Raw genomic sequence first — 21150 nt, 5'->3', positions numbered from 1 at the left:
CAAACACACTGTTGAGTTCTCAAACAACCGACGCACACCGCAGAACCAGAACCACTCTCAGTTCCGACCCCGCCGGGGCAACCCCTCAAACTTACTCGGTTCGCTCTTCCCCGTCAACTCCCGGCCGTTGGCCTGAGGTGCTGGGTTCGAACGTCCCGGTCCCGAACGAGGGCGCACTGGTCGACCTCGTGAAGAAGGATTCGGGTGTCCGCCCCGGGCCGGCCACCGGTACCCAGCCGCTCGGCTGTCTCCTCGGTGTCCGTTCTCCCTGTCGGGCGAACGACCAGAACATTACACACAGTCTGGCGCAGGTGCCAAATCGCCCCCTGACCTGCGGTGATACCCCGCGGCCGCCTGCTCTGGCGCCGCCCGACCAACGTCCGACGGCACGGCCGCCGTCACTCCGCGACGGCCACCGCGAGGGTCCGCTTGCCCCGACGCAGGACGGCGTACCGGCCGTGCAGCAGGTCCTCGGTCCGCAGCGCGGCGTCCTCCGACTCGACCTTCGCGTTGTTCACGTACGCGCCGCCCTCAGAGATCGCGCGTCGGGCGGCGGCCTTCGATGCGACCAGGCCCGAGCCCACGAACGCGTCGACGACCAGGTCGCCCGCCTTCGCCGTCGTGCGCGGGAGCTCCGCGACGGCGGCAGCGAGGGTCCCCTCGTCCAGGCCCCGCAGCTCGCCCCGGCCGAACAGGGCCTGGCTCGCCGAGATGACGGCGTCCGTCGCCGCCTGGCCGTGCACGAGGGTGGTGAGGTCGCCGGCCAGCGCCCGCTGCGCCTCGCGGGCGAACGGCCGCTCGGCCACCTCCTGCTCGAGCGCCTCGATCTCCTCCCTGGTGCGGAAGGTGAAGACCTTGAGGTACTTCACGACGTCCGCGTCCGCCGTGTTCACCCAGAACTGGTAGAAGGCGTACGGGCTCGTGAGCTCCGGGTCGAGCCAGACGGCGCCGCCCTCGGACTTGCCCATCTTGGTGCCGTCGGCCTTCGTGATGAGGGGCGACGTCAGGGCGTGCACGGCCGCGCCGTCCGTCTTGCGGATGAGCTCGACGCCGGACAGCAGGTTGCCCCACTGGTCGTTGCCGCCGAGCTGCAGCGTGCACCCGTGGCGCTCGTACAGCTCCCGGAAGTCCATGCCCTGCAGCACCTGGTAGCTGAACTCCGTGTAGCTGATGCCCTCGTCGGAGCGCAGGCGCCGGGCGACGATGTCCTTGCCGAGCATCGTGCCCACGCGGAAGTGCTTGCCGACGTCACGGAGGAAGTCGATCGCGGACATCGCCCCGGTCCAGTCGAGGTTGTTGACCATGCGCGCTGCCGCCGGTCCCTCGAAGTCCAGGAACGGCTCGATCTGACCCCGGATGCGCTCGACCCAGCCCGCGACGACGTCGCGCGACTGCATCGACCGCTCCGTGGTCGGGCGCGGGTCGCCGATGAGCCCCGTCGCGCCACCGACCAGCGCGAGGGGACGGTGCCCCGCAAGCTGGAGCCGGCGCATGTTCAGCAGCTGGACCATGTGCCCGACGTGCAGGCTCTGCGCCGTCGGGTCGAAGCCCGCGTAATAGGTGACGGGTCCCTCGGCCAGCGCAGAACGCAGCGCGGCCTCGTCGGTGGACTGCGCCACCAGGCCTCGCCAGTGCAGCTCGTCGAGAACGTCGGTCACCGTGTGCTCCTCGGGGAAAGGGATCACGGCCCGGGCGGGCCGCCCTCCTAGTGTGCCCGACGCCTACCGCCGTCGGCGCCGTGATTCCGCCGCCCGGTACGCCGACACGGTGGGCTCGCCCGCCAGCCATGCCCGCCAGGGGAACAGGTCGGCGCGTCCGCCCTCGCCGCTCACGCCGACGCGAGGACCCGTGGCGACCTCGCGACCGGCACCGTCCGCGCGATCCCGGGGCTGCGGCACCCGCAGCACCAGATCGCCGCCCGGATCCGTGACGTCCGCGCCGTCGTCGTCCCGGTCGATCGCGAGCGCGACGGTCAGGCGGGCCGGGCCGCGCGCCAGGTCGACGTCGCCCCGCGTGACGCCCGCGGCCGCGCGCCGCTCGCGCGCGAGGTCCGCCCCCTCGACCACCTCGCCCGCCCGGAGCAGGACGGCCGACGCCTCGCCCGGCGGGCTGCACACGACGTTCATGCAGTGGTGCAGCCCCAGGTGCCGGTAGACGTAGACACGGCCGGGCTCGCCGAACATCGTCCGGTTCCGTGCCGTCTCGCCCCGGTACGCGTGCGACCCCGGGTCGGCCGTGCCCGCGTACGCCTCGACCTCCGTGAGCCGCACCGTCACCGCACCGTCCGGCGTGCGGCGGGTGAGCAGCGCCCCGAGCAGGTCGTGCGCGACGACGTGCACCTCCCGCGCGAACCAGGCGCGGCCCGGGACGACCAGGCCCGCGCCCGCCGCCGCGTCCGCCAGCGGCTCCCGGTCGGCTGCGGGGACACCGGCCTGCGCCCGCCTCGCCGACGTCATCGCACCGCCTCGAGGAGCCGGCCGACGCCGTCAAGCCGGACGTCGGCACGCTCGCGCGTGCGCTCGACCGCGTAGTGGGTGCGCTCGTCGGCCATCCAGCGCAGCCAGTGCTCGCGGGCGTCCGACCCGTCGCGCGCGAGGCCGCGGGAGAGGCGCACCGCGTCGTCTGCCTCCACCCACACCCGCAGCGCGGCCCGGCCGTCGACCTGACGGGCGCCGGCGCCGCAGCCCTCGACGACGAGGACCGGGGCGGGCTCGACGTCGTGCGCCTCGGCGTACTCGCCCCGCCCCCAGTCGTAGCGGAGATACCTGCCCGGGAGGCCCGCCTCGAGAGCCTCGAGGACCCACTCCGCCAGGCGCCGCGCGCCGCCGTCGGGGCCGGCCTCCCAGCCCTCGTAGAGGTCGTCCAGGTGCACGACCTGGCACGCGAACCGCAGGGCGAGCTGCGTCGCGAGCGTCGTCTTGCCCGAGCCCGCCGGCCCGTCGACGCACACGAGCCGCGTGCGCCGCCACGGCTCCGGCGCCCCCGGGCCGGGGAGCCGCGGCTCCGCCGCGTGCACGCGCGCCACCAGCGCGTCGAGCACCTCCTCGCTCGTCGTCACGCCCGCTCCTTCCTCCGGCCCGCCGACCGTACCCGCTGACGCGTCTCGTCCGTCCGCCGTCGTGCCCGCCCGGACGACGACGGCCGCACGTCCCGAGGGAGCGTGCGGCCGACGAGCCCGGGCCGGGGAACGGGTCGGCTCAGCTGTCCGCCCAGATGCGGAACTCGGCCGACCGCTCCTTGGCGGCCTCGACCTGCTCGACGACGCGCGTGGGCGCGGTGCCGCCGACGCCGTCGCGCGAGGCCACGGAGCCCTCGACGCTCAGCACCTCGCGCACGCCCGGCGTCAGGTGCTCGGAGATCGCGGCGAGGTCCGCGTCGGACAGGTCCCACAGCTCGATCCCGCGCTCCTCGCAGACCCGGACGCACGCGCCCGCGACCTCGTGCGCGACGCGGAACGGCACGGCCTGGCGCACCAGCCACTCGGCGATGTCCGTGGCGAGCGAGAAGCCCTGCGGGGCGAGCTCGGCCATCCGTGCCGTGTCGAACGTGAGGGTGCGGACCATCCCCGCGAACGCGGGCAGCAGCACCGTGAGGGTGGAGACCTGGTCGAAGACCGGCTCCTTGTCCTCCTGCAGGTCGCGGTTGTACGCCAGCGGCAGGCCCTTGAGGGTGGTGAGCAGTCCGGTGAGGTCGCCCACGAGCCGGCCCGCCTTGCCGCGGGCGAGCTCCGCGATGTCCGGGTTCTTCTTCTGCGGCATGATGCTCGACCCGGTCGACCACGAGTCGTCCAGCCGCACGAAGCCGAACTCCTTCGTGTTCCAGAGGATGATCTCCTCGCTCAGCCGGGACAGGTCGATGCCCACCATCGCCGACACGAACGCGAACTCCGCGACGACGTCGCGCGCGGCGGTGCCGTCGATCGAGTTCTCCACCGGCCCGTCGAAGCCCAGCTCCGTCGCGACCGCCGCCGGGTCGAGGCCCAGCGACGAGCCCGCGAGCGCCCCCGAACCGTAGGGCGAGCGCGCCGCGCGCACGTCCCAGTCGACCAGCCGGTCGACGTCGCGCAGCAGCGGCCACGCGTGCGCCAGGAGCTGGTGCGCCAGCAGCACCGGCTGCGCGTGCTGGAGGTGCGTGCGGCCCGGCATGACGGCCTCGCCGGCCGCCTCCGCCTGCACGATGAGCGCGTCCACGACGTCGAGCACCTGGCGCACGACGACGCGCGACTGGTCGCGCAGGTACAGCCGCACCAGGGTGGCGATCTGGTCGTTGCGCGACCGGCCCGCGCGCAGCTTGCCGCCGAGCTCGGTGCCCGCCCGCTCGATGAGGCCGCGCTCGAGGGCCGTGTGCACGTCCTCGTCGCCGAGCACCGGGAGGAACGCCCCCGACTCGACGTCGGCGAGCAGCACGTCGAGCGCCTCCAGCATCCCGGCGAGCTCGTCGTCGGTGAGCAGGCCCGCGGCGTGCAGCACCCGGGCGTGCGCCCGGGACCCGCGGATGTCGTACGGGGCGAGCACCCAGTCGAAGTGCGTCGACTGGGACAGCGCCTGCAGCTCCGGAGACGGGCCGCCGGAGAACCGGCCGCCCCACAGGGAGACGTTGTCACCCTGCGTCGTCAGCGCGCCGTCCCGGGCGCCCGGCGTGACCTCGGAGCCCACGTCAGAACTCCCCGACGCCGAAGTCCACGCCGTTGCCGAACTTCTCGTCGCGGGCCGCGGCCTGCTTGGCGGCGAGGCCGTAGATCTCGATGAAGCCCTTGGCGTGCGACTGGTCGAACGCGTCGCCCTCGTCGTAGGTGGCGAGGTTGAAGTCGTACAGGCTGGACTCCGACCTGCGCCCCGTCACGGTGGCGCGGCCGCCGTGCAGGACCATGCGGATGTCGCCGGACACGTACTTCTGCGTCTCGTCGACGAACGTGTCGAGGTTCTTCTTCAGCGGGGAGAACCACATGCCGTCGTAGACCAGCTCGGTCCAGCGCTGCTCGACCTGGCGCTTGAAGCGGGCCTGCTCGCGCTCGAGCGTGACGTTCTCGAGCTCCTGGTGCGCGGCGATGAGCGCGATCGCGCCGGGCGCCTCGTAGATCTCGCGGGACTTGATGCCCACGAGGCGGTCCTCGACGATGTCGATGCGGCCCACGCCCTGGGCGCCGGCGCGGCGGTTCATCTCCTGGATGGCCTGCAGCGGGGTGACCGCGACGCCGTCCAGCGCCACCGGCACGCCCTGGTCGAAGGTGACGACGACCTCGTCGGCGACCGGCGGGAACGTCGGGTCGTCGGTGTAGGAGTAGACGTCCTTGGTGGGCTCGTTCCAGATGTCCTCGAGGAAGCCCGTCTCCACCGCGCGACCCCACACGTTCTGGTCGATCGAGAACGGGTTCTTCTTGGTGGTCGCGATCGGCAGGTCGTGGCGCTCCGCGTAGTCGATGGCCTTCTCGCGCGTGAGCGCGAGGTCGCGCACCGGGGCGATGGACTTCAGGTCCGGGGCCAGAGACGTCGTCGCGACCTCGAAGCGGACTTGGTCGTTGCCCTTGCCGGTGCAGCCGTGCGCGACCGTCGTCGCGCCGAACTGGCGCGCGGCGCGCACGAGGTGCTTGACGATCACCGGGCGGGAGATCGCCGAGACCAGCGGGTAGCGGTCGAGGTACATGCCGTTGGCCTTGAGCGCGGGCATGCAGTACTCCGCCGCGAACTCGTCGCGCGCGTCGGCGACGTACGCCTCGACGGCGCCGCAGTCGAGCGCGCGCTTGCGGATGACGTTCATGTCCTCGCCGCCCTGGCCGACGTCGACGGCCACGGCGACGACCTCGGCCCCGGTGGCCTCGGCGATCCAGCCGATGGCCACGGAGGTGTCCAGGCCGCCCGAGTAGGCGAGCACGACGCGATCAGTCATCACAGTTCTCTTTCTTGCGAGGGGTTCGGGTCAAGTCTGGCAGTGCGGGTCCGCGGAGGCCACGGCCCGCCGGGAGGACGGGGTCAGGGACCGGTCAGCTCGAGGAAGCGGCGGGCCAGCTCGTCGCCGCCGAGCGGGTCGCGCGCGATCACGAGGATCGTGTCGTCGCCCGCGATGGAGCCGAGGACGCCCGGGAGGACCGAGTGGTCGATCGCGGACGCGAGGTAGTTGGCCGCGCCGGGGGGCGTGCGCAGCACCACGAGGTTGGCGGACGCCTCCGCCGACACGAGCAGGTCGTTGCAGAGCCGGGCGAGGCGCGCGGCGACGTACTCGACGTCGTGATCCCCCACGCCCGCGGCCTGCACGCTGCGGTCGCCACCCTCGCCGGGCACGGCGTAGACGAGCGCCCCCGCCGCGTTGCGCACCTTCTCCGCGCGCAGCTCGATGAGGTCGCGCGACAGGGTGCCCTGCGTGACGCTGACGCCCGCGTCGGCGAGCTCGCGGGCCAGCTCGGCCTGCGAGTGGATCGCCGTGCGCCGCACGATCTCGACGATCCGCGCGTGGCGCGCGGCCTTCGTCGTCGGCCCTGCGGCCTGGCCCGCCGACGCGCCCTCGACGGCGCTCACCGGTGCTCCAGGAGCCAGGTGAGCAGGGCCTTCTGGGCGTGCAGGCGGTTCTCCGCCTCGTCCCAGACGACGGACGCGGGGCCGTCGATCACGGACGCCGTGACCTCCTTGCCGCGGTAGGCGGGCAGGCAGTGCAGGAAGATCGCGTCGTCGGCCGCGCCGGACAGGAGCGCGTCGTCCACGCGGTAGGCGTCCAGGGCGGCGAGCCGCTCGGCGGCCTCGTCCTCGTCGCCCATCGAGACCCAGGTGTCCGCGGCGACGACGTCGGCCCCGGCGACGGCGGCCCGGGCGTCGGTCGTGACGGACACCGAGCCCCCGGTCGTGGCGGCGATCTCCTGGGCGCGGGCGACGACGTCCTCGGGCGGCAGGTAGCCCTCCGGCCCGGCGACCGCGACGTGCAGGCCGGCGGTGACCCCGCCGAGCAGGTACGACGCGGCCATGTTGTTGCCGGCGTCGCCCACGTAGGTCAGCCGCTGACCGGCCAGGGCGGAGATGCCGCCGCGGTGCTGGGCGACCGTGAGCAGGTCGGCGAGGATCTGGCACGGGTGGAAGCCGTCCGTGAGGGCGTTGACCACGGGGACGCGCGAGACCGCGGCCATCTCGTCGATCCGGTCCTGGCCGAACGTGCGCCACACGATGGCGGACACCTGGCGGTCGAGCACGCGGGTGACGTCGGCGACGGACTCGCGCACGCCCACCTGGGCGAGCCGGCCGTCCACGATCACGGGGAAGCCGCCGAGCTCGGCGACGCCCGTCGAGAACGAGACCTGGGTGCGCAGCGTCGGCTTGTCGAACAGCACGGCGACGCCCTGCGGGCCCGCGAGCGGCGCGCGCACGAACCGGTCCTCCCGGAACGCCATGCCGAGCTCGAGGACCTCCCGCTGCTCGTCCGGCGTGAGGTCGTCGTCGCGGAGGAAGTGGCGGGGCATCAGGACTCCCTGTCGGCAGAGGCGGGGACGGTGACGGTGGCGAAGAACCGGGCGACGTCGCGCGCCTGGTCGGCCGTGAGGATCAGCGGTGGCGCGAGGCGGATCGCGTCCGGGGCGACGGCGTTGACGACGAGGCCGGCCTCCAGCGCGGCCGCCGCGACGTCGGCCGCGACGGGCCGTGCGAGCTGGACGGCGAGCAGGAGCCCCCGCCCGCGCACTCCGGCGACGAGCGGGTTGCCCGCGGCCTCGATCTCGGAGGTGAGGACGGCGCCGACGCGGCGCACGTTCTCGAGCAGGCCGTCGCGCTCGATGACGCCGAGCGTCGCGAGGCCGGCGGCCGCAGCGACGGGGTTGCCGCCGAACGTGGTGCCGTGCTGGCCGCGGCCGAGCAGGGTCGCGGCGCGCTCGCCGAACGCGATCGCGGCGCCCACGGGGAAGCCGCCGCCCAGGCCCTTGGCCACGGTGACGACGTCGGGCACGACGCCGCCGCCGATCTCCGGCTGCTGGAAGGCGAACCAGGAGCCCGTGCGCCCGACGCCCGTCTGGACCTCGTCGAGCACGAGCAACGCGCCCGCCTCGGCGGTGAGCCGGCGGGCGTGCGCCAGGTAGCCCGCGGGCAGCGGCCGCACACCGGCCTCGCCCTGCAGCGGCTCCACGACGAGCGCCGCGACGCCGCCACGCTCCGCGACCGCCTCCGGCGAGAACGCCTCGTCGAGGGCGGCGGTGTCGCCGAACGGCACGTGCTCGACGCCGCCGGGCAGCGGCTCGAACGGCTGGCGGTACGCGGCCTTCGCCGTGAGGGCGAGCGCGCCCATCGAGCGGCCGTGGAAGCCGCCCTCCAGGGCCAGGACGCGGGTGCGGGCGCCGTCGTCGCCGGCGTTGCGGCGCGCCATCTTGAACGCCGCCTCCACCGCCTCGGTGCCCGAGTTGGTGAAGAACACCCGCGAGCCCTCGGGGGCGCCCGCGAGGTGCAGCAGCCGCTCGGCCAGGCCGATCTGGGTGGGCGTCGCGAAGAAGTTCGACACGTGCCCGAGGGTGCCGAGCTGCGCGCTGATCGCCGCCGTCAGCGTGGGGTGGGCGTGGCCGAGCGCGTTCACCGCGATCCCGGCGAGCAGGTCGAGGTAGCGCCGCCCGTCGGCGTCCCACACGTAGGCACCCTCGCCGCGCACCAGCACACGCTGGGGCGGGCCGAAGGTGTCCATCACCGCGTGGGTGTAGCGATCGGTCCAGGCGGCGTTCGAGGCGTCGGCGAGGGCGCCGCCGCTCACCGACTGCAGGGTGTCGCTCACGCGCCTGCCTCCTTGCTTCCGGTGGTACCGGTCGTGGTCGCCGGGGCGGGCACGACCATGGTGCCGTTGCCGCGGGTGGTGAAGACCTCCAGGAGCACCGAGTGCGGCTGGCGGCCGTCGATCACGGTCGCGCGCGGCACGCCGCCCTGGACGGCGCGCAGGCACGCCTCCATCTTGGGCACCATGCCGGACGTCAGGCTCGGCAGGAGTGCGGCGAGGTCCGGCGCGGAGATCTCCTCGACGAGGGAGTCCTTGTCGGGCCACGACGTGTACAGGCCCTCGACGTCGGTGAGCATGATGAGCTTGCTCGCGCCGAGCGCCACCGCGAGCGCCGACGCTGCCGTGTCGGCGTTGATGTTGAGCACCTGGGTCGGGTCGTCGACGTCGGGCGCGACGGTCGACACGACCGGGATGCGGCCGGCGTCGAGCAGGTCCTGCACGGCCCCGGCGTCCACCTGGACGACGTCGCCCACGAGGCCGACGTCGACCGGCTCGCCGTCGACGACGGCGTGCCGGCGGGCGGCGCGGAACAGCCCGGCGTCCTCCCCCGACATGCCGACGGCGTGCGGGCCGTGCGCGTTGATGAGGCCGACGAGCTCGCGCGAGACCTGGCCGGTGAGCACCATGCGCACCACGTCCATCGCCTCGGGCGTGGTGACCCGCAGGCCGCCGCGGAACTCGCTGTGGATGTCCAGGCGCTCCAGCATGGCGTTGATCTGCGGGCCTCCGCCGTGCACCACGACGGGGCGCAGCCCCACCTGGCGCAGGAACACCATGTCCTGGGCGAACGCGGCCTTGAGCCGGTCGTCGATCATCGCGTTGCCGCCGTACTTGACGACCACGAGCGCGCCCGCGAACTCCTGGAGCCACGGGAGCGCCTCGAGGAGCACCTCGGCCTTCTGCTCGGGCGCGAGCCCGTTCACGACGTCGCTGCTCATGAGCTGTACGCGCTGTTCTCGTGGACGTACGCGTGGGTGAGGTCGTTGGTCCACAGCGTGATCTCGGCGTCGCCGGCGTGCAGGTCGATCGTGATCGACACGTCACGCGACGCGGCGAGGTCGACGTTCTCCGGCGACTCGTGCGCCCCGCCCGCCTTGCACACCATGACGCCGTTGACGCTGACGTCGAGCTCCAGCGGGTCGAACGGCGCGACCTCCTCGGGGACCGTGCCGACCTGCGAGAGGATGCGGCCCCAGTTGGGGTCGTTGCCGAAGATCGCGGCCTTGACCAGGTTGGACCGGCTCACGGCCCGGGCCACGGCCAGCCCGGCGTCCTCGGTCGTCGCGTGCGTGACCGTGATGGCGATGTCGTGGGACGCGCCCTCCGCGTCGGCCACGAGCTGGCGCGCGAGGTCGGCGCAGACGGCGGCCACGGCCTCGGCGAACGCGGCGTCGTCCGGCGTCGCGCCGGACGCGCCCGACGCCATGAGCACCACGGTGTCGGAGGTCGACATGCAGCCGTCGGAGTCGACGCGGTCGAACGTCGTGCGGGTCGCGGCGCGCAGCGCCGCGTCCGTGGCCCCGGCGTCCACGAGGGCGTCGGTCGTGATGACGCAGAGCATCGTGGCGAGCGCGGGAGCGAGCATGCCCGCGCCCTTGGCCATCCCGCCCACCGTCACGGTGCCGGACGGCGTCTCGATCGTGCGCACCGCGGTCTTCGGGACGGAGTCCGTCGTCATGATGGCCGTGGCCGCGCTCGTGCCCGACGCCTCGTCCGGTCCCAGCGCCTCCGCCGCGACCGGGATCCCGGCGAGCAGCTTCTCGGCCGCGAGCCGCACGCCGATGAGGCCGGTCGAGGCCACGAGGACGTCGATCGCGCCGATCCCGAGCACCTCGGCGACCTTCTCCGCCGTGGCGTGCGAGTCCTGGAACCCGCCCGGGCCGGTGCACACGTTCGCGGCACCCGAGTTCAGCACGACGGCGCGGGCGACCCCGTCCTTGATCGCCTGGCGCGACCACATCACCGGCGCGCCGACCACACGGTTGGTGGTGAAGACGGCGGCGGCCGCGTGCTGCGGGCCGTCGTTGACGACCAGGGCGAGGTCGGGGGTGCCGGAGGCCTTGAGGCCGGCCGTGATCCCGGCGGCCCGGAACCCCTTCGCTGCGGTCACGCTCACGGTGCGACTCCTTCGGTGACGAGGCCGGCCGTCTCCGGCAGGCCGAGGGCGAGGTTCATGGCCTGGACCGCCTGGCCGGCGGTGCCCTTGACCAGGTTGTCGATGGCGGTGACGGTCACCACGCGCCCGGCGGCGGCGTCGAGCGCGACCTGCACGAGGGCCGTGTTGGCGCCGAGGGTGGCGGCCGTCGTCGGCCACTGGCCCTCCGGGAGGAGCTCGACGAACGGCTCGTCCGCGTAGGCCGCGGCCCAGGCGGCGCGGACGTCGGCGGCCGTGGCGTCCTCGTGGCCCGGCGCGAGGCGGGCCGTGACGGTGGCGAGGATGCCGCGCGACATCGGCACGAGCGTCGGGGTGAAGCTGATCGACACCTCCGGCGCCCCGGCGGTGCGCAGGTTCTGGACGATCTCGGGGATGTGCCGGTGCGTGCCGCCCACCGCGTACGGCACGGCGGAGCCCAGGCCCTCGGCGGCGAGCAGGTGCGGCTTGAGCGACTTGCCGGCGCCCGAGTACCCGTTGGCGAGGACAGCGACGACGTCGGCCGGGCTCACGAGGCCGGCGGCGACGCCGGGCTGCAGGCCGAGCGTGACGGCCGTGACGTTGCAGCCGGGCACCGCGATCCGGCGGGCGCCCGCCAGGTGGTCGCGCTGCGCGCCGGTGACCGCCCCCGCGCCGTCGGCGTGGAGCAGCTCGGGCAGACCGTAGGGCCAGGTGCCCGCGTGGGCCGAGCCGTAGTACTTCTCCCAGTCGGCGGCGGACGCGAGGCGGTGGTCGGCGCCGAGGTCGAGCACGAGCACGTCGTCGGGCAGCTGCGCGGCGATCTCGCCGGACGCGCCGTGCGGCAGGCCGAGCACGACGACGTCGTGGCCCGCGAGCGCCTCGGGCGTGGTCGGCTCGAGCACCCTGTCCGCGAGGGAACGCAGGTGCGGCTGCGTTGCGCCGAGCCGCGCGCCGGCGTTCGTGTGCGCCGTGAGCGTCCCGACCTCCAGCGCGGGGTGACGCGCCGCGAGGCGCAGGAACTCGCCCCCGGCGTACCCGGAGGCACCGGCGACGGCGACACGGAACGTGCGCGACTCAGTGCTGACCATATGCAGAACTATACATACCTATGCAGTGCGCCGGAACCTGCTTCTCGCGCCCCGGGCGCCGCGGGTCAGGCGACGAGCGGCAGGTACATGACGTGCAGACCCACGTAGCCGTGCGCCGGGCTGCGGAAGGCGCCCGGCACGGTGCCGACCACCTCGAAACCGAGCGCCCGCCACAGGCGCACCGCGACCTCGTTCGACTCCACCACCGCGTTGAACTGGATGCCGCGGAAGCCTTGCTCGCGGTGCCAGGCGACGACGTGCTCGCCGAGCGCCCGGCCCACCCCGAGCCCGCGCGCGGCGGGCGACACCATGAACGACGCCGTGCCCACGTGGTCGCCGTGGCCCGGCCGGTTCGGCCCCATCTTGGCCGTGCCCAGCAGCGTGCCGTCCGCAGCCTCCGCGACGACCGTCGCGCCCGGGGCGCGCTCCATCCAGATCTCCCGCGCCTGCTCGCTCGTGAGGTCCACCGGGTAGACGTACGTCTCGCCCTCACGCACCACCGCCTCGACGGTCGGCCACAGGGCGGGCCAGTCGTCCTCGGTCGCAGGACGGATCGTGAACGGTGCGCGGGTGTCTCGGGTCACAGGCGAAGCATAGGGTCGAGGCTGTGACCTCCCTCCCCACCGCTGTGCCCACCGCCATGCCCACCGCCATGCCCACCGCCATGCCCACCGTTGCGCTCGACGCGGGAGCCCTCCGGTGACGCCGGGCACCGCCGTCGAGCTCGCAAACTGGCGGCGGCGCGTCGCCGAGCTGTACGCCGCGGTCCGTGCCGCGCCCGACCCCGCGAGCGGGCACGCGACGTGGCGGGCGGGTCGCGACGCGCTCTTCCGCGACCACCCGCAGAGCCCGCTGCCGGCGGACGACCCGCTGCGGGCGACCGGGCTCCCGTCCTGGCCGTACGACGCCGCCCTGCGCTTCGAGGTGCCGCTGCGCCCGGCGCCGGCGGCGCGGCTGGAGCTCGACACGGGCGCGGACGGCACGACGACGATGGAGCGCGTCGGGGTGCTCGAGCTGCCCGGCGTGGGGACGCTCGACGCCTGGTGGCTCGCGCAGTACGGCGGCGGCCTGTTCGTCCCTCTGCGCGACGGCACCGCCGGGGACGAGACCTACGGCGGCGGGCGGTACCTGCTCGACACGGCGAAGGGCGCCGACCTCGGCGGGCACGACGGCCTCGTCGTGGTGGACCTCAATCTCGCCTACCACCCGTCGTGCCGCTACGACCCGGCGTGGACCTGCCCGCTCGCCCCGGCGGGCAACCGCGTCGACGTGCCGGTCCGCGCGGGCGAGAGGCTGGACGCGCCCCCGGCTGCGTAGGCTCGGACGCATGCACGCAGTCGTGGCCCGCGCGGCGGGTGGTCCCGAGGTCCTGGAGTACGTCGAGCAGCCCGACCCCGCGCCCGGCGCGGGCGAGCTGCTCGTCCGCGTCGCGGCGGCGGGGGTCAACTTCATCGACACCTACCGCCGGGCGGGCGTCTACCCGATGAGCTACCCGCACGTCGTGGGCGTCGAGGGGGCCGGGACGGTCGAGGCCCTCGGCGAGGGCGTGGAGGGCTTCGCCGTCGGCGACGAGGTGGCCTGGAACGAGGCGCCGGGGTCGTACGCCGAGCTCGCCGTCGTCCCCGCCGCGAACGCCGTGCGCGTCCCCGCGGGCCTCGATCTCGTCACGGCCGCCGCCCTGCCGCTGCAGGGGATGACGGCGCACTACCTCGTCGCGTCGACCTTCGAGGTCGGGCCGGGCCACGACGTCCTCCTCACCGCCGGGGCCGGCGGCGTCGGCCTGCTCGCCACCCAGCTCGCGGTCGCGCGCGGCGGGCGCGTCGTCACCACGGTGTCCTCGCCCGAGAAGGCGGCCCTGTCGTCGGCGGCCGGCGCGGCGCACACCGTCGACTACGCGGCGATGGACGACCTCGCGACCGAGCTGCCCGCCGTCGTGCGCGACCTCACCGACGGCCGCGGCGTGCACGTCGTGTACGACGGCGTGGGACGCGCCACGTTCGACGCGTCGCTCGCGTCGCTGCGGCCGCGCGGCACGCTCGTGCTGTTCGGCGGGGCGTCCGGCCAGGTGCCGCCGTTCGACCCGCAGCGGCTGAACTCCGGCGGGTCGCTCTACCTCACCCGGCCGACCCTGGCGCACTACGTCCTCACCCGGGCCGAGCTCGAGTGGCGGGCGTCGGAGGTGCTCGGGGCGGCCGCCGAGGGAGACCTGGACGTCCGGATCGGCGAGCGGCTCCCGCTCGCCGACGCGGCGCAGGCGCACCGTGCCCTGGAGGGACGGGCCACGACGGGCAAGGTCCTCCTGGTCCCCTGAGCGAGGTCCCCTGAGCGGCGCCTCCCGGACGGTGCGCGGTCAGCCCGCCGTCGGGCTCGAGACGTGCCAGCGGTGCCCGTAGGGATCCACGACCCAGGCGCTGCGCCAGCCCTCCTCGGGCCCGTCGTCGACGCCCCGCTCCAGCCTGGCCCCGCCGCCGACGAGGTGCGCGACGAAGGCGTCGACGTCCTCGACCTCGATCGCCAGCGACACCGACCACCCGCCGAGCGTCGTGGGGCTGTGCACGCGCAGCTGCTCCCACTCGTCGGACAGGTAGATCGTCCGCCGCCGATCGCGAGCTCCGCGTGCCCGACGACGCCGTCGTCCTCGATCCGGAACCGCTCCTGCGCGCCGAAGGCCCGGCGGTAGTAGTCGATGGCGCCCGCCGCGCCGCGCACCGCGAGGTACGGCACGACCGTCGCGGAGGTCCGGTCGCCACGACCGGGCGGCGCGGGGGTGGTCTCGGCGTCCTCACCGGTGTCCATGACCCCAGCGTGGCGCGGCGAGAGAGCGCGCGCTAATCTCTTGATGTCAAGAGACTTGATATCGAGAGGATTTGTCATGGCCGACTGGTCCCCCTCCGCCTACCTGCGCTACACCGACGAGCGGTCGCGCCCCTTCGGCGAGCTCGTCGCACGCGTCGTGCGCGACCCGGCGAGCATCGTCGACCTCGGCTGCGGTCCCGGCCACCTCACCCCCGTGCTGCGCGAGCGGTGGCCGGGCGCCTCGTTCGTCGGCCTCGACGCCTCTCCCGCCATGATCGAGCGCGCCCGGGCCGCCGACCCCTCGGGGCGGTACGAGCTCGCCGACGTGCGCGACCACGCCGCCGGCCGCGGCCCCGACCCCGAGGCCGACCTGGTGATCAGCAACGCCACCCTGCAGTGGGTGCCCGGCCACCGCGAGCTGCTCCCCGCGCTCGCCGCGACGGCCCTGCAGACGTTCGCGTTCTCCGTGCCCGGCAACCACGACGCCCCCAGCCACCGGCTGCTGCGCGAGGTGGCGGGCCGCGAGCCCTACTCCGCCGCCGTCGGGACCGTGGAGCGCCGCGCTGTCGCCGACCCCGCGGAGTACCTCGAGATCCTCGCCGCGCCCGGCTGGTCGGTCGACACCTGGGAGACCACCTACACGCACGTGCTCGACGGCGCGGACCCCGTGCTGCGCTGGATCTCGGCCACGGGCGCCCAGCCGGTGCTGCACGCCCTCGACGCCCACGACGCCGCGCACGGCACGGCCCTGCGCGCGCGGTTCGACGCCGAGTTCGGGGCGGAGCTCCGCGCGGCCTATCCGCGGCGCCCGTTCGGCACCCCCCTGGCGTTCCGCCGCGTGTTCGCGGTCGCCACGCGAACGGCCTGACGGCGGCGGGCACGGACGGTCGTAGGCTCGCGCCGTGACCGACACCATCCACCCGATCCGCATCGGGGTCCAGCTCCAGCCGCAGCACGCCGACTACGCCCAGGTGCGCGACGCCGTCCGGCGCGCCGAGGACGCCGGCGTCGACGTGATCTTCAACTGGGACCACTTCTTCCCGCTCTCGGGCGACCCCGACGGCAAGCACTTCGAGTGCTGGACGATGCTCGGCGCCTGGGCCGAGCAGACCGAGCGCGTGCAGATCGGCGCCCTCGTCTCGTGCAACTCCTACCGCAACCCCGAGCTCCTCGCCGACATGGCCCGCACGGTCGACCACATCAGCGGAGGCCGGCTGATCCTCGGTGTCGGAGCGGGCTGGTTCGCCAAGGACTACGAGCAGTTCGGGTACGAGTTCGGCACGGCAGGCTCGCGCATCGCCGACCTGGGCGAGGCGCTCCCCCGCATCAAGGCGCGGCTCGCGGCCGGCAACCCCGCACCGACGCGCGAGATCCCGATCCTGATCGGCGGCGGGGGCGAGAAGAAGACGCTGCGCCTCGTGGCGGAGCACGCCGACGTCTGGCACTCCTTCGGCGATGTCGACACCCTGACGCGCAAGTCCGCGATCCTCGACGAGCACGGAGAGGCCGTCGGGCGCGACACCGCCGCGCTCGTGGAGCGCTCGGTCGGCGTGGGCGCCCCGCCGGAGGAGGTCGGGCAGAAGCTGCTCGACGCGGGCGCCACCCTGTTCACGATCGGCACGAGCGGGCCCGACTACGACCTGTCCCTCGTCGAGCAGTGGGTCCGCTGGCGCGACGAGCGCCGCTGACCTGCCCATCCGCTCCCGGCCGGGGTGCCAGGGTCAGCGCCCGGTGAGCACCTCGGCCAGCGGGTCGTCGTCCGCGGCCGGCTGCACGCGCAGCCGCCGTGCGGCGGGCGCCGTGGCCGCACGGGCCAGCCGGACCAGCGACTCCGGGGTGTCGTGCGAGGCGCGGACGAACCAGCCGGAGCAGGCGTCGAGGTCGCCGCGCGCGAACGCCGTCACCAGGTCGACGGTCCGCTCGACGGGCGTCCACTCCGTCCGCCCCTCGTGGGCGCGCATCGACCCCGTCATGTCCGTGCGCACGACGCCGGGGGCGACCTCCAGCACGCGCAGGCCACGGTCGTGGCCGGCGGCGTGCAGCCCGGCGCCGAGACGCATCAGCGCGGTCTTGCTCGCGTTGTAGGCGGTCGCGTCGGCGTTGTCGTGCGAGCCGGCACCGCTGTTGAGGTCGACGACCCGCCCGCCGCAGCGCGCCAGCATCCCCGGCACGACGTGCCGGGCCAGCAGGAACGGCCCGCGCACGTTCGTCTCGAGCACCGACCACCACTCGTCGGGGTCGGCCTCCCACAGCGGCACCTCGGCGTCGATGCGGCCGGCGCTGTTGACCAGCAGGTCCACGGAGCCCAGCCCGCCGTCGGCCGGGGACCCCTCCGCGACCCGCACGGCCACTGCCACCGCCGCGGCGTCGGCGACGTCCGCGGGCAGCTCGAGGGCCGTCCGGCCGAGGTCGCGCACCTCGCGCGCGACCTCGGCCAGGCGGGCGGCGTCCCGAGCGACGAGAGCGACGTCCAACCCGGCCCGCGCCAGCCCGAGCGCCACCGCGCGGCCGATGCCGCGGCTCGCCCCCGTGATCAGCGCGGTCCGGGCGGGCGGGGGCTCGACGGGCCCGGCCGGCGGTGCCGACTCAGCCACGCAGCACAGCCCCCACGCGCTCGGTCGCCGCGGCGACGACCCCCTCGCGGACGGCGCGCACGTCGTCGGCGGTCAGCGTGCGGTCGGCGGCGCGCAGCCGCACCGAGTAGGCGAGCGACTTCTTGCCCTCGCCCACCTGCTCGCCGGTGAACACGTCGAAGAGTCGCGCGTCCTCCAGCAGCGGGCCCGCGCCCGCGACGACGGCGGCGTGCACGGCGTCGGCGGTCACGTCCGCGTCGACGACGAACGCGAAGTCCTCCTTCGCCGCGGGGAACGCCGACACCGGCTCAGCCACGACCGGCACGCCCCCGCCGGCGGCGATCAGCGCGCCGAGGTCGAGCTCGAACGCCACCGCCCGGGCAGGCAGGCCCAGGGCCTCGACCACCTTCGGGTGCAGCTCGCCCGCGTGCCCGACGACGGCGCCGTCGGCCAGCGCCAGCGCCGCGCAGCGCCCGGGGTGCCACGGCATCGTGCCGGAGTCGGCCCGGACCGCGACCTCCGCTCCCGCCCGCTCCGCGACGAGGCGGGCGGCGTCGAGGGCGTCCGTCCAGTCGGCCGCGCGGCCGTCGCCCCACCAGCCGGCAGGCACCGCCCGGCCGGTGAGCACGCCCGCGACGTGCCGTGGCTGGTCCGGGACGGCGGAGACGAGCGCCGCCAGGTCGTCGTCGGACGGCCGCACGCCGACCGGCAGCTGCGGCGGCGCCGGAGTGCCCGGCGTCGGCCGCGTGACCAGGCCGATCTCGAAGACCGCCACGTCGGGCAGCCCGCGCGAGACGTTCCGCCGCGCGGTCTCGAGCAGTGTCGAGAGCAGGTCGGCGCGCAGGAACGGCCGGTCGTCGGCCAGCGGGTTGGCCAGGCGCAGCGTGGTACGGCGCACGTCCTCGTCGGGCAGGCCGAGCGCGTCGAGGTCCGCCTCGCCGACGAACGGGTAGGAGAGCACCTCGACGAGGCCCGCCTCCGCGAGCGCGCGCGCCACCGACCGGCGAGCCCGCTGCTCGGGCGTGAGGCCGCGACCGCCCGGGGCGGCCGGGAGCACGGACGGGATCTGGTCGTAGCCCGCGATCCGCACGACCTCCTCGACCAGCGCGGCCGGCTCGGTGAGGTCGGGGCGCCACGACGGCGGCGTCACGCGGACCGCGTCCACGCTCGCCCCGGCGACGGCGTCCGTCACGGTGCAGCCGATCTGCTCGAGGATGCCGACCACGGTGGCGCGGTCGTACTCCACGCCCGACAGGCGCGTCGGCAGGGTGACGTCCAGGCGCACCGGCTTGGCGGCGGTCGTGGTGTCGAGGTCGCTCACCGCGGCGTCCGCGGTGCCGCCGCCGAGCTCCACGAGCAGGTCGACCACGCGCTGCGCCGCGACGGCCGGCAGGCGCGGGTCCACGCCGCGCTCGAACCGCTTGGCGGCCTCGGACGGCAGCCGGTGCCGCCGCGCCGTGCGGGCCACGGTGATCGGGTCGAAGTGGGCCGCCTCGACGAGGACGTCCGTCGTCGTGGGGCTCACCTCCGACGACGCACCGCCCATGACGCCGGCCAGACCGAGCACGCGAGCGCCGCGCTCGCCCGCGGGCGAGTCGGTGATGAGCAGGTCCTCGGCGTCGAGCGCGCGGTCGGCGTCGTCGAGCGTCGTGATGCGCTCGCCGGGAGCCGCACGGCGGACGACGATCGGCGCCGCGACCTTGTCGAGGTCGTAGGCGTGCAGCGGCTGGCCCAGGTCGAGCATCACGTAGTTGGTGACGTCGACGGCCAGGGAGATGGACCGCATGCCCGAGCCCTCGAGGCGGCGCTTCATCCACGGCGGGGTGGGCGCGGCGGGGTCGATGCCGCGCACGACGCGCGTGACGAACCGGTCGCAGCCGACCTGCCCGTGGATCGGCGCCGAATCGTCGACCTCGACGACGAACCCGTCGGCCGTCGGAACGGGCGGGGGCGTGACGAGGTTCTGCGGCAGCCCGCGGTCGGTGAACCGCGCACCCGTGGAGTGGGCGTACTCGCGCGCCACGCCGCGGTAGCTGAACGCGTACCCGCGGTCCGGGGTCACGTTGATCTCGAGCACCTCGTCGCCGAGGCCGAGCAGGGCGATCGCGTCCTGGCCGGGCGTGAGGTCGGCGGCGTCGAAGCCCGCGCGCGTGAGCACGAGGATGCCGTCGTGGTCGTCCCCGATGCCGAGCTCGCGCACCGAGCAGATCATGCCGTCGGAGACGTGGCCGTAGGTCTTGCGCGCCGCGATGGCGAAGCCGCCGGGCAGCACGGTGCCCGGCAGCGACACGACGACGTAGTCCCCCACGCCGAAGTTGTGCGCGCCGCAGATGACGCCGCGAGCGCCGCCCGCGGGGACGTCGGCGTCGTCGACGCCCTTGATCTGTGTCGAGTTGTGCTCGGGGCCGACGTCGACCAGGCACCAGTTGACGGTCTTGCCGTTCTTCTGCGGCTCGGGGGTCTGCGCGAGCACGCGCCCGACGACGAGCGGGCCGGTGACCGCGGCGGGGTGGATCTCCTCCTCCTCCAGGCCGACCCTCACCAGCGCCGCCGCGAGCTGCTCCGTGGTGAGGTCCGCCGGCAGCTCGACGTGCTCGCCGAGCCAGTCAGTGACGATGCGGGGCATCAGATCTCCGTCCCGAACTGGGTGGAGAAGCGCACGTCGCCCTCCACGATGTCGTGCATGTCCGCGATCGAGTGGCGCAGCATCGCCGTCCGCTCGATGCCCATCCCGAACGCGAAGCCCTGGTACTCCTCGGGGTCGATCCCGGCCGCGCGCAGCACGTTCGGGTTGACCATGCCGCAGCCGCCCCACTCGATCCAGCCGGCGCCGCCCTTCTTCTGCGGGAACCACAGGTCCATCTCGGCGCTGGGCTCCGTGAACGGGAAGAAGCTCGGGCGCAGCCGCGTGCGCGCCTCCGGGCCGAACATGGCGCGCGCGAACGCGTCGAGGGTGCCCACGAGGTTCGCCATCGTCAGGCCCTTGTCGACCGCCAGGCCCTCGACCTGGTGGAAGACGGGCGTGTGCGTGGCGTCCAGCGCGTCGGTGCGGAACACCTTGCCCGGGCACGCGATGTACAGCGGCACGCCCCGCTCCAGCATCGAGCGCGACTGCACCGGCGACGTGTGCGTGCGCAGCACGAGGTTGGACGGCTTGTCCCCCTCGCCGGACACGTAGAACGTGTCCTGCATCTGCCGCGCGGGGTGGTCCGGGTCGAAGTTCAGCGCGTCGAAGTTGAACCACTCCGCCTCGACCTCGGGGCCGTCGGCGATCTCCCAGCCGAGGCCCACGAAGAAGTCGGCGATGCGCTCCTGCACCAGCTCGATCGGGTGCCGCGCCCCGACGGGACGGCGGTCGGTCGGCAGCGTGACGTCGACCGTCTCCTCGACGAGGACGCGTTCGTCGCGCTCGGCCTCGAGCTCGGCCTGGCGCGCGGCGATCGCCTGGTTCACGCGTCCGCGGCGCGGGCCGACGTTCTTGCCGGCGGCGGCCTTGTCCGGCCCCGGCAGTGCCCCGATGGCACGGTTGGCGAGCGCGAGCGGGCTCTTGTCCCCGGTCTGCGCGGTGCGGACCGTCTTCAGCTCGTCGAGGTCGCGCGCGGCGGCGACCGCGGCGAGGGCCTCGTCGACGGCGGAGTCGAGCGCCGCGACGTCCAGCGGGTCGGGGCTCTGCCGTTCGATGCCGGGTTCTGGGGTGGGTGCGGGCGTGGACATGCGTGCCTTCCTGAGAGGGGCCCTGCGAGGGGTGTGGGCGGCGGGGTCAGTTTATGTGCCCGCCCGGGCCGGTCAGGTCGGCGTCCGCGGTACCGCGCTCAGCGCGCGGGCGTCACCGGGGCCGGGTCCGTGGCGG

At 74.6% G+C, this 21150-nt stretch carries 20 protein-coding genes; 4 read left to right on the top strand and 16 right to left on the bottom strand.

The window, feature by feature from the left end; translation table 11 throughout:
- Positions 1-398: 398 nt before the first annotated feature.
- From tyrS to ACH443_RS05725, 12 genes are all read right to left on the bottom strand, one after another.
- Positions 399-1658, bottom strand: coding sequence for a tyrosine--tRNA ligase (gene tyrS / locus ACH443_RS05780; RefSeq protein ID WP_430589716.1), 1260 nt, complete (start codon positions 1656-1658; stop codon positions 399-401).
- Positions 1659-1721: 63 nt separating this feature from the next.
- Positions 1722-2456, bottom strand: coding sequence for a DNA-3-methyladenine glycosylase (locus tag ACH443_RS05775; RefSeq protein WP_430589715.1), 735 nt, complete (start codon positions 2454-2456; stop codon positions 1722-1724).
- Positions 2453-3058: a uridine kinase gene (locus ACH443_RS05770; protein WP_430589714.1), complete on the bottom strand. Its 606-nt coding sequence runs from the start codon at positions 3056-3058 to the stop codon at positions 2453-2455. Before ACH443_RS05770 ends, ACH443_RS05775 begins: the two co-directional genes overlap by 4 nt.
- A gap of 139 nt (positions 3059-3197) precedes the next feature.
- A complete protein-coding gene (gene argH, locus ACH443_RS05765; RefSeq protein ID WP_430589713.1) occupies positions 3198-4655 on the bottom strand; it encodes an argininosuccinate lyase in 1458 nt (485 codons plus the stop codon).
- Position 4656: 1 nt separating this feature from the next.
- Complete coding sequence (locus tag ACH443_RS05760; RefSeq protein ID WP_429762130.1) at positions 4657-5886, bottom strand: argininosuccinate synthase; 1230 nt, start codon at positions 5884-5886, stop codon at positions 4657-4659.
- Between the two features lie 83 nt (positions 5887-5969).
- A complete protein-coding gene (locus tag ACH443_RS05755) occupies positions 5970-6512 on the bottom strand; it encodes an arginine repressor (RefSeq protein WP_430589712.1) in 543 nt (180 codons plus the stop codon).
- Complete coding sequence (gene argF / locus ACH443_RS05750) at positions 6509-7441, bottom strand: ornithine carbamoyltransferase (protein WP_430589711.1); 933 nt, start codon at positions 7439-7441, stop codon at positions 6509-6511. Before argF ends, ACH443_RS05755 begins: the two co-directional genes overlap by 4 nt.
- Positions 7441-8730, bottom strand: a complete 1290-nt coding sequence (locus tag ACH443_RS05745) for an acetylornithine transaminase (RefSeq protein ID WP_429762133.1) — start codon at positions 8728-8730, stop codon at positions 7441-7443. Before ACH443_RS05745 ends, argF begins: the two co-directional genes overlap by 1 nt.
- On the bottom strand, positions 8727-9668 hold the full coding sequence (gene argB / locus ACH443_RS05740; protein WP_429762134.1) for an acetylglutamate kinase: 942 nt from the start codon (positions 9666-9668) through the stop codon (positions 8727-8729). Before argB ends, ACH443_RS05745 begins: the two co-directional genes overlap by 4 nt.
- Positions 9665-10846 (bottom strand): bifunctional glutamate N-acetyltransferase/amino-acid acetyltransferase ArgJ, encoded by a 1182-nt coding sequence (gene argJ, locus ACH443_RS05735; protein WP_430557217.1) that lies wholly within the window; start codon positions 10844-10846, stop codon positions 9665-9667. The genes argB and argJ overlap by 4 nt, the downstream gene beginning before the upstream one ends.
- Complete coding sequence (argC, locus tag ACH443_RS05730) at positions 10843-11931, bottom strand: N-acetyl-gamma-glutamyl-phosphate reductase (RefSeq protein WP_430589710.1); 1089 nt, start codon at positions 11929-11931, stop codon at positions 10843-10845. Before argC ends, argJ begins: the two co-directional genes overlap by 4 nt.
- 65 nt (positions 11932-11996) lie before the next feature.
- The gene (locus tag ACH443_RS05725) at positions 11997-12515 is read right to left on the bottom strand and encodes a GNAT family N-acetyltransferase (protein ID WP_430557215.1); all 519 of its coding nucleotides are present in this window, start codon (positions 12513-12515) and stop codon (positions 11997-11999) included.
- A 115-nt stretch (positions 12516-12630) separates the two neighbouring features.
- Between ACH443_RS05725 and ACH443_RS05720 the strand changes: the two genes are divergently transcribed.
- Together ACH443_RS05720 and ACH443_RS05715 are read left to right on the top strand one after the other, a co-directional pair.
- On the top strand, positions 12631-13248 hold the full coding sequence (locus ACH443_RS05720; protein ID WP_430557214.1) for a DUF1684 domain-containing protein: 618 nt from the start codon (positions 12631-12633) through the stop codon (positions 13246-13248).
- Positions 13249-13258: 10 nt separating this feature from the next.
- On the top strand, positions 13259-14242 hold the full coding sequence (locus tag ACH443_RS05715) for a quinone oxidoreductase family protein (protein WP_429762139.1): 984 nt from the start codon (positions 13259-13261) through the stop codon (positions 14240-14242).
- Positions 14243-14281: 39 nt separating this feature from the next.
- Here the strand turns inward: ACH443_RS05715 and ACH443_RS05710 are convergent, their stop codons facing one another.
- Positions 14282-14488 (bottom strand): VOC family protein, encoded by a 207-nt coding sequence (locus ACH443_RS05710; protein WP_430589709.1) that lies wholly within the window; start codon positions 14486-14488, stop codon positions 14282-14284.
- Between the two features lie 315 nt (positions 14489-14803).
- Between ACH443_RS05710 and ACH443_RS05705 the strand changes: the two genes are divergently transcribed.
- Positions 14804-15595: a methyltransferase domain-containing protein gene (locus tag ACH443_RS05705; protein ID WP_430589708.1), complete on the top strand. Its 792-nt coding sequence runs from the start codon at positions 14804-14806 to the stop codon at positions 15593-15595.
- A gap of 34 nt (positions 15596-15629) precedes the next feature.
- The gene (locus tag ACH443_RS05700; protein WP_429762141.1) at positions 15630-16415 is read left to right on the top strand and encodes an LLM class F420-dependent oxidoreductase; all 786 of its coding nucleotides are present in this window, start codon (positions 15630-15632) and stop codon (positions 16413-16415) included.
- A 33-nt stretch (positions 16416-16448) separates the two neighbouring features.
- Here ACH443_RS05700 and ACH443_RS05695 read toward each other — a convergent pair whose 3' ends face one another.
- From ACH443_RS05695 to pheS, 3 genes are read right to left on the bottom strand one after another with little or no spacing between them, the layout of a single operon-like run.
- Positions 16449-17321 carry an SDR family NAD(P)-dependent oxidoreductase gene (locus ACH443_RS05695; RefSeq protein ID WP_430589707.1) on the bottom strand — a complete coding sequence of 291 codons (873 nt, stop codon included), beginning with the start codon at positions 17319-17321 and terminating at the stop codon, positions 16449-16451.
- Entirely contained in the window at positions 17314-19926 is a 2613-nt protein-coding gene (pheT, locus tag ACH443_RS05690; protein WP_430589706.1) for a phenylalanine--tRNA ligase subunit beta, read from the bottom strand. Before pheT ends, ACH443_RS05695 begins: the two co-directional genes overlap by 8 nt.
- Positions 19926-21014: a phenylalanine--tRNA ligase subunit alpha gene (pheS, locus tag ACH443_RS05685; RefSeq protein ID WP_429762144.1), complete on the bottom strand. Its 1089-nt coding sequence runs from the start codon at positions 21012-21014 to the stop codon at positions 19926-19928. Before pheS ends, pheT begins: the two co-directional genes overlap by 1 nt.
- Positions 21015-21150 lie beyond the last annotated feature (136 nt).

This window comes from Isoptericola sp. NPDC019571, assembly GCF_044389385.1.
In the GTDB taxonomy this organism is placed as follows: Bacteria; Actinomycetota; Actinomycetes; order Actinomycetales; family Cellulomonadaceae; genus Isoptericola; species Isoptericola nanjingensis.
This window is presented reverse-complemented; position numbering and strand designations above follow the sequence as displayed.

Bases quoted from the DNA above. Each gene is read 5' to 3' on its own strand.
- ACH443_RS05775 (WP_430589715.1), bottom strand. From the start codon at position 2,456: ATGACGTCGGCGAGGCGGGCGCAGGCCGGTGTCCCCGCAGCCGACCGG.
- ACH443_RS05760 (WP_429762130.1), bottom strand. From the start codon at position 5,886: ATGACTGATCGCGTCGTGCTCGCCTACTCGGGCGGCCTGGACACCTCC.
- argF (WP_430589711.1), bottom strand. From the start codon at position 7,441: ATGCCCCGCCACTTCCTCCGCGACGACGACCTCACGCCGGACGAGCAG.
- argB (WP_429762134.1), bottom strand. From the start codon at position 9,668: ATGAGCAGCGACGTCGTGAACGGGCTCGCGCCCGAGCAGAAGGCCGAG.
- argC (WP_430589710.1), bottom strand. From the start codon at position 11,931: ATGGTCAGCACTGAGTCGCGCACGTTCCGTGTCGCCGTCGCCGGTGCC.
- ACH443_RS05715 (WP_429762139.1), top strand. From the start codon at position 13,259: ATGCACGCAGTCGTGGCCCGCGCGGCGGGTGGTCCCGAGGTCCTGGAG.
- ACH443_RS05705 (WP_430589708.1), top strand. From the start codon at position 14,804: ATGGCCGACTGGTCCCCCTCCGCCTACCTGCGCTACACCGACGAGCGG.
- pheT (WP_430589706.1), bottom strand. From the start codon at position 19,926: ATGCCCCGCATCGTCACTGACTGGCTCGGCGAGCACGTCGAGCTGCCG.
- pheS (WP_429762144.1), bottom strand. From the start codon at position 21,014: ATGTCCACGCCCGCACCCACCCCAGAACCCGGCATCGAACGGCAGAGC.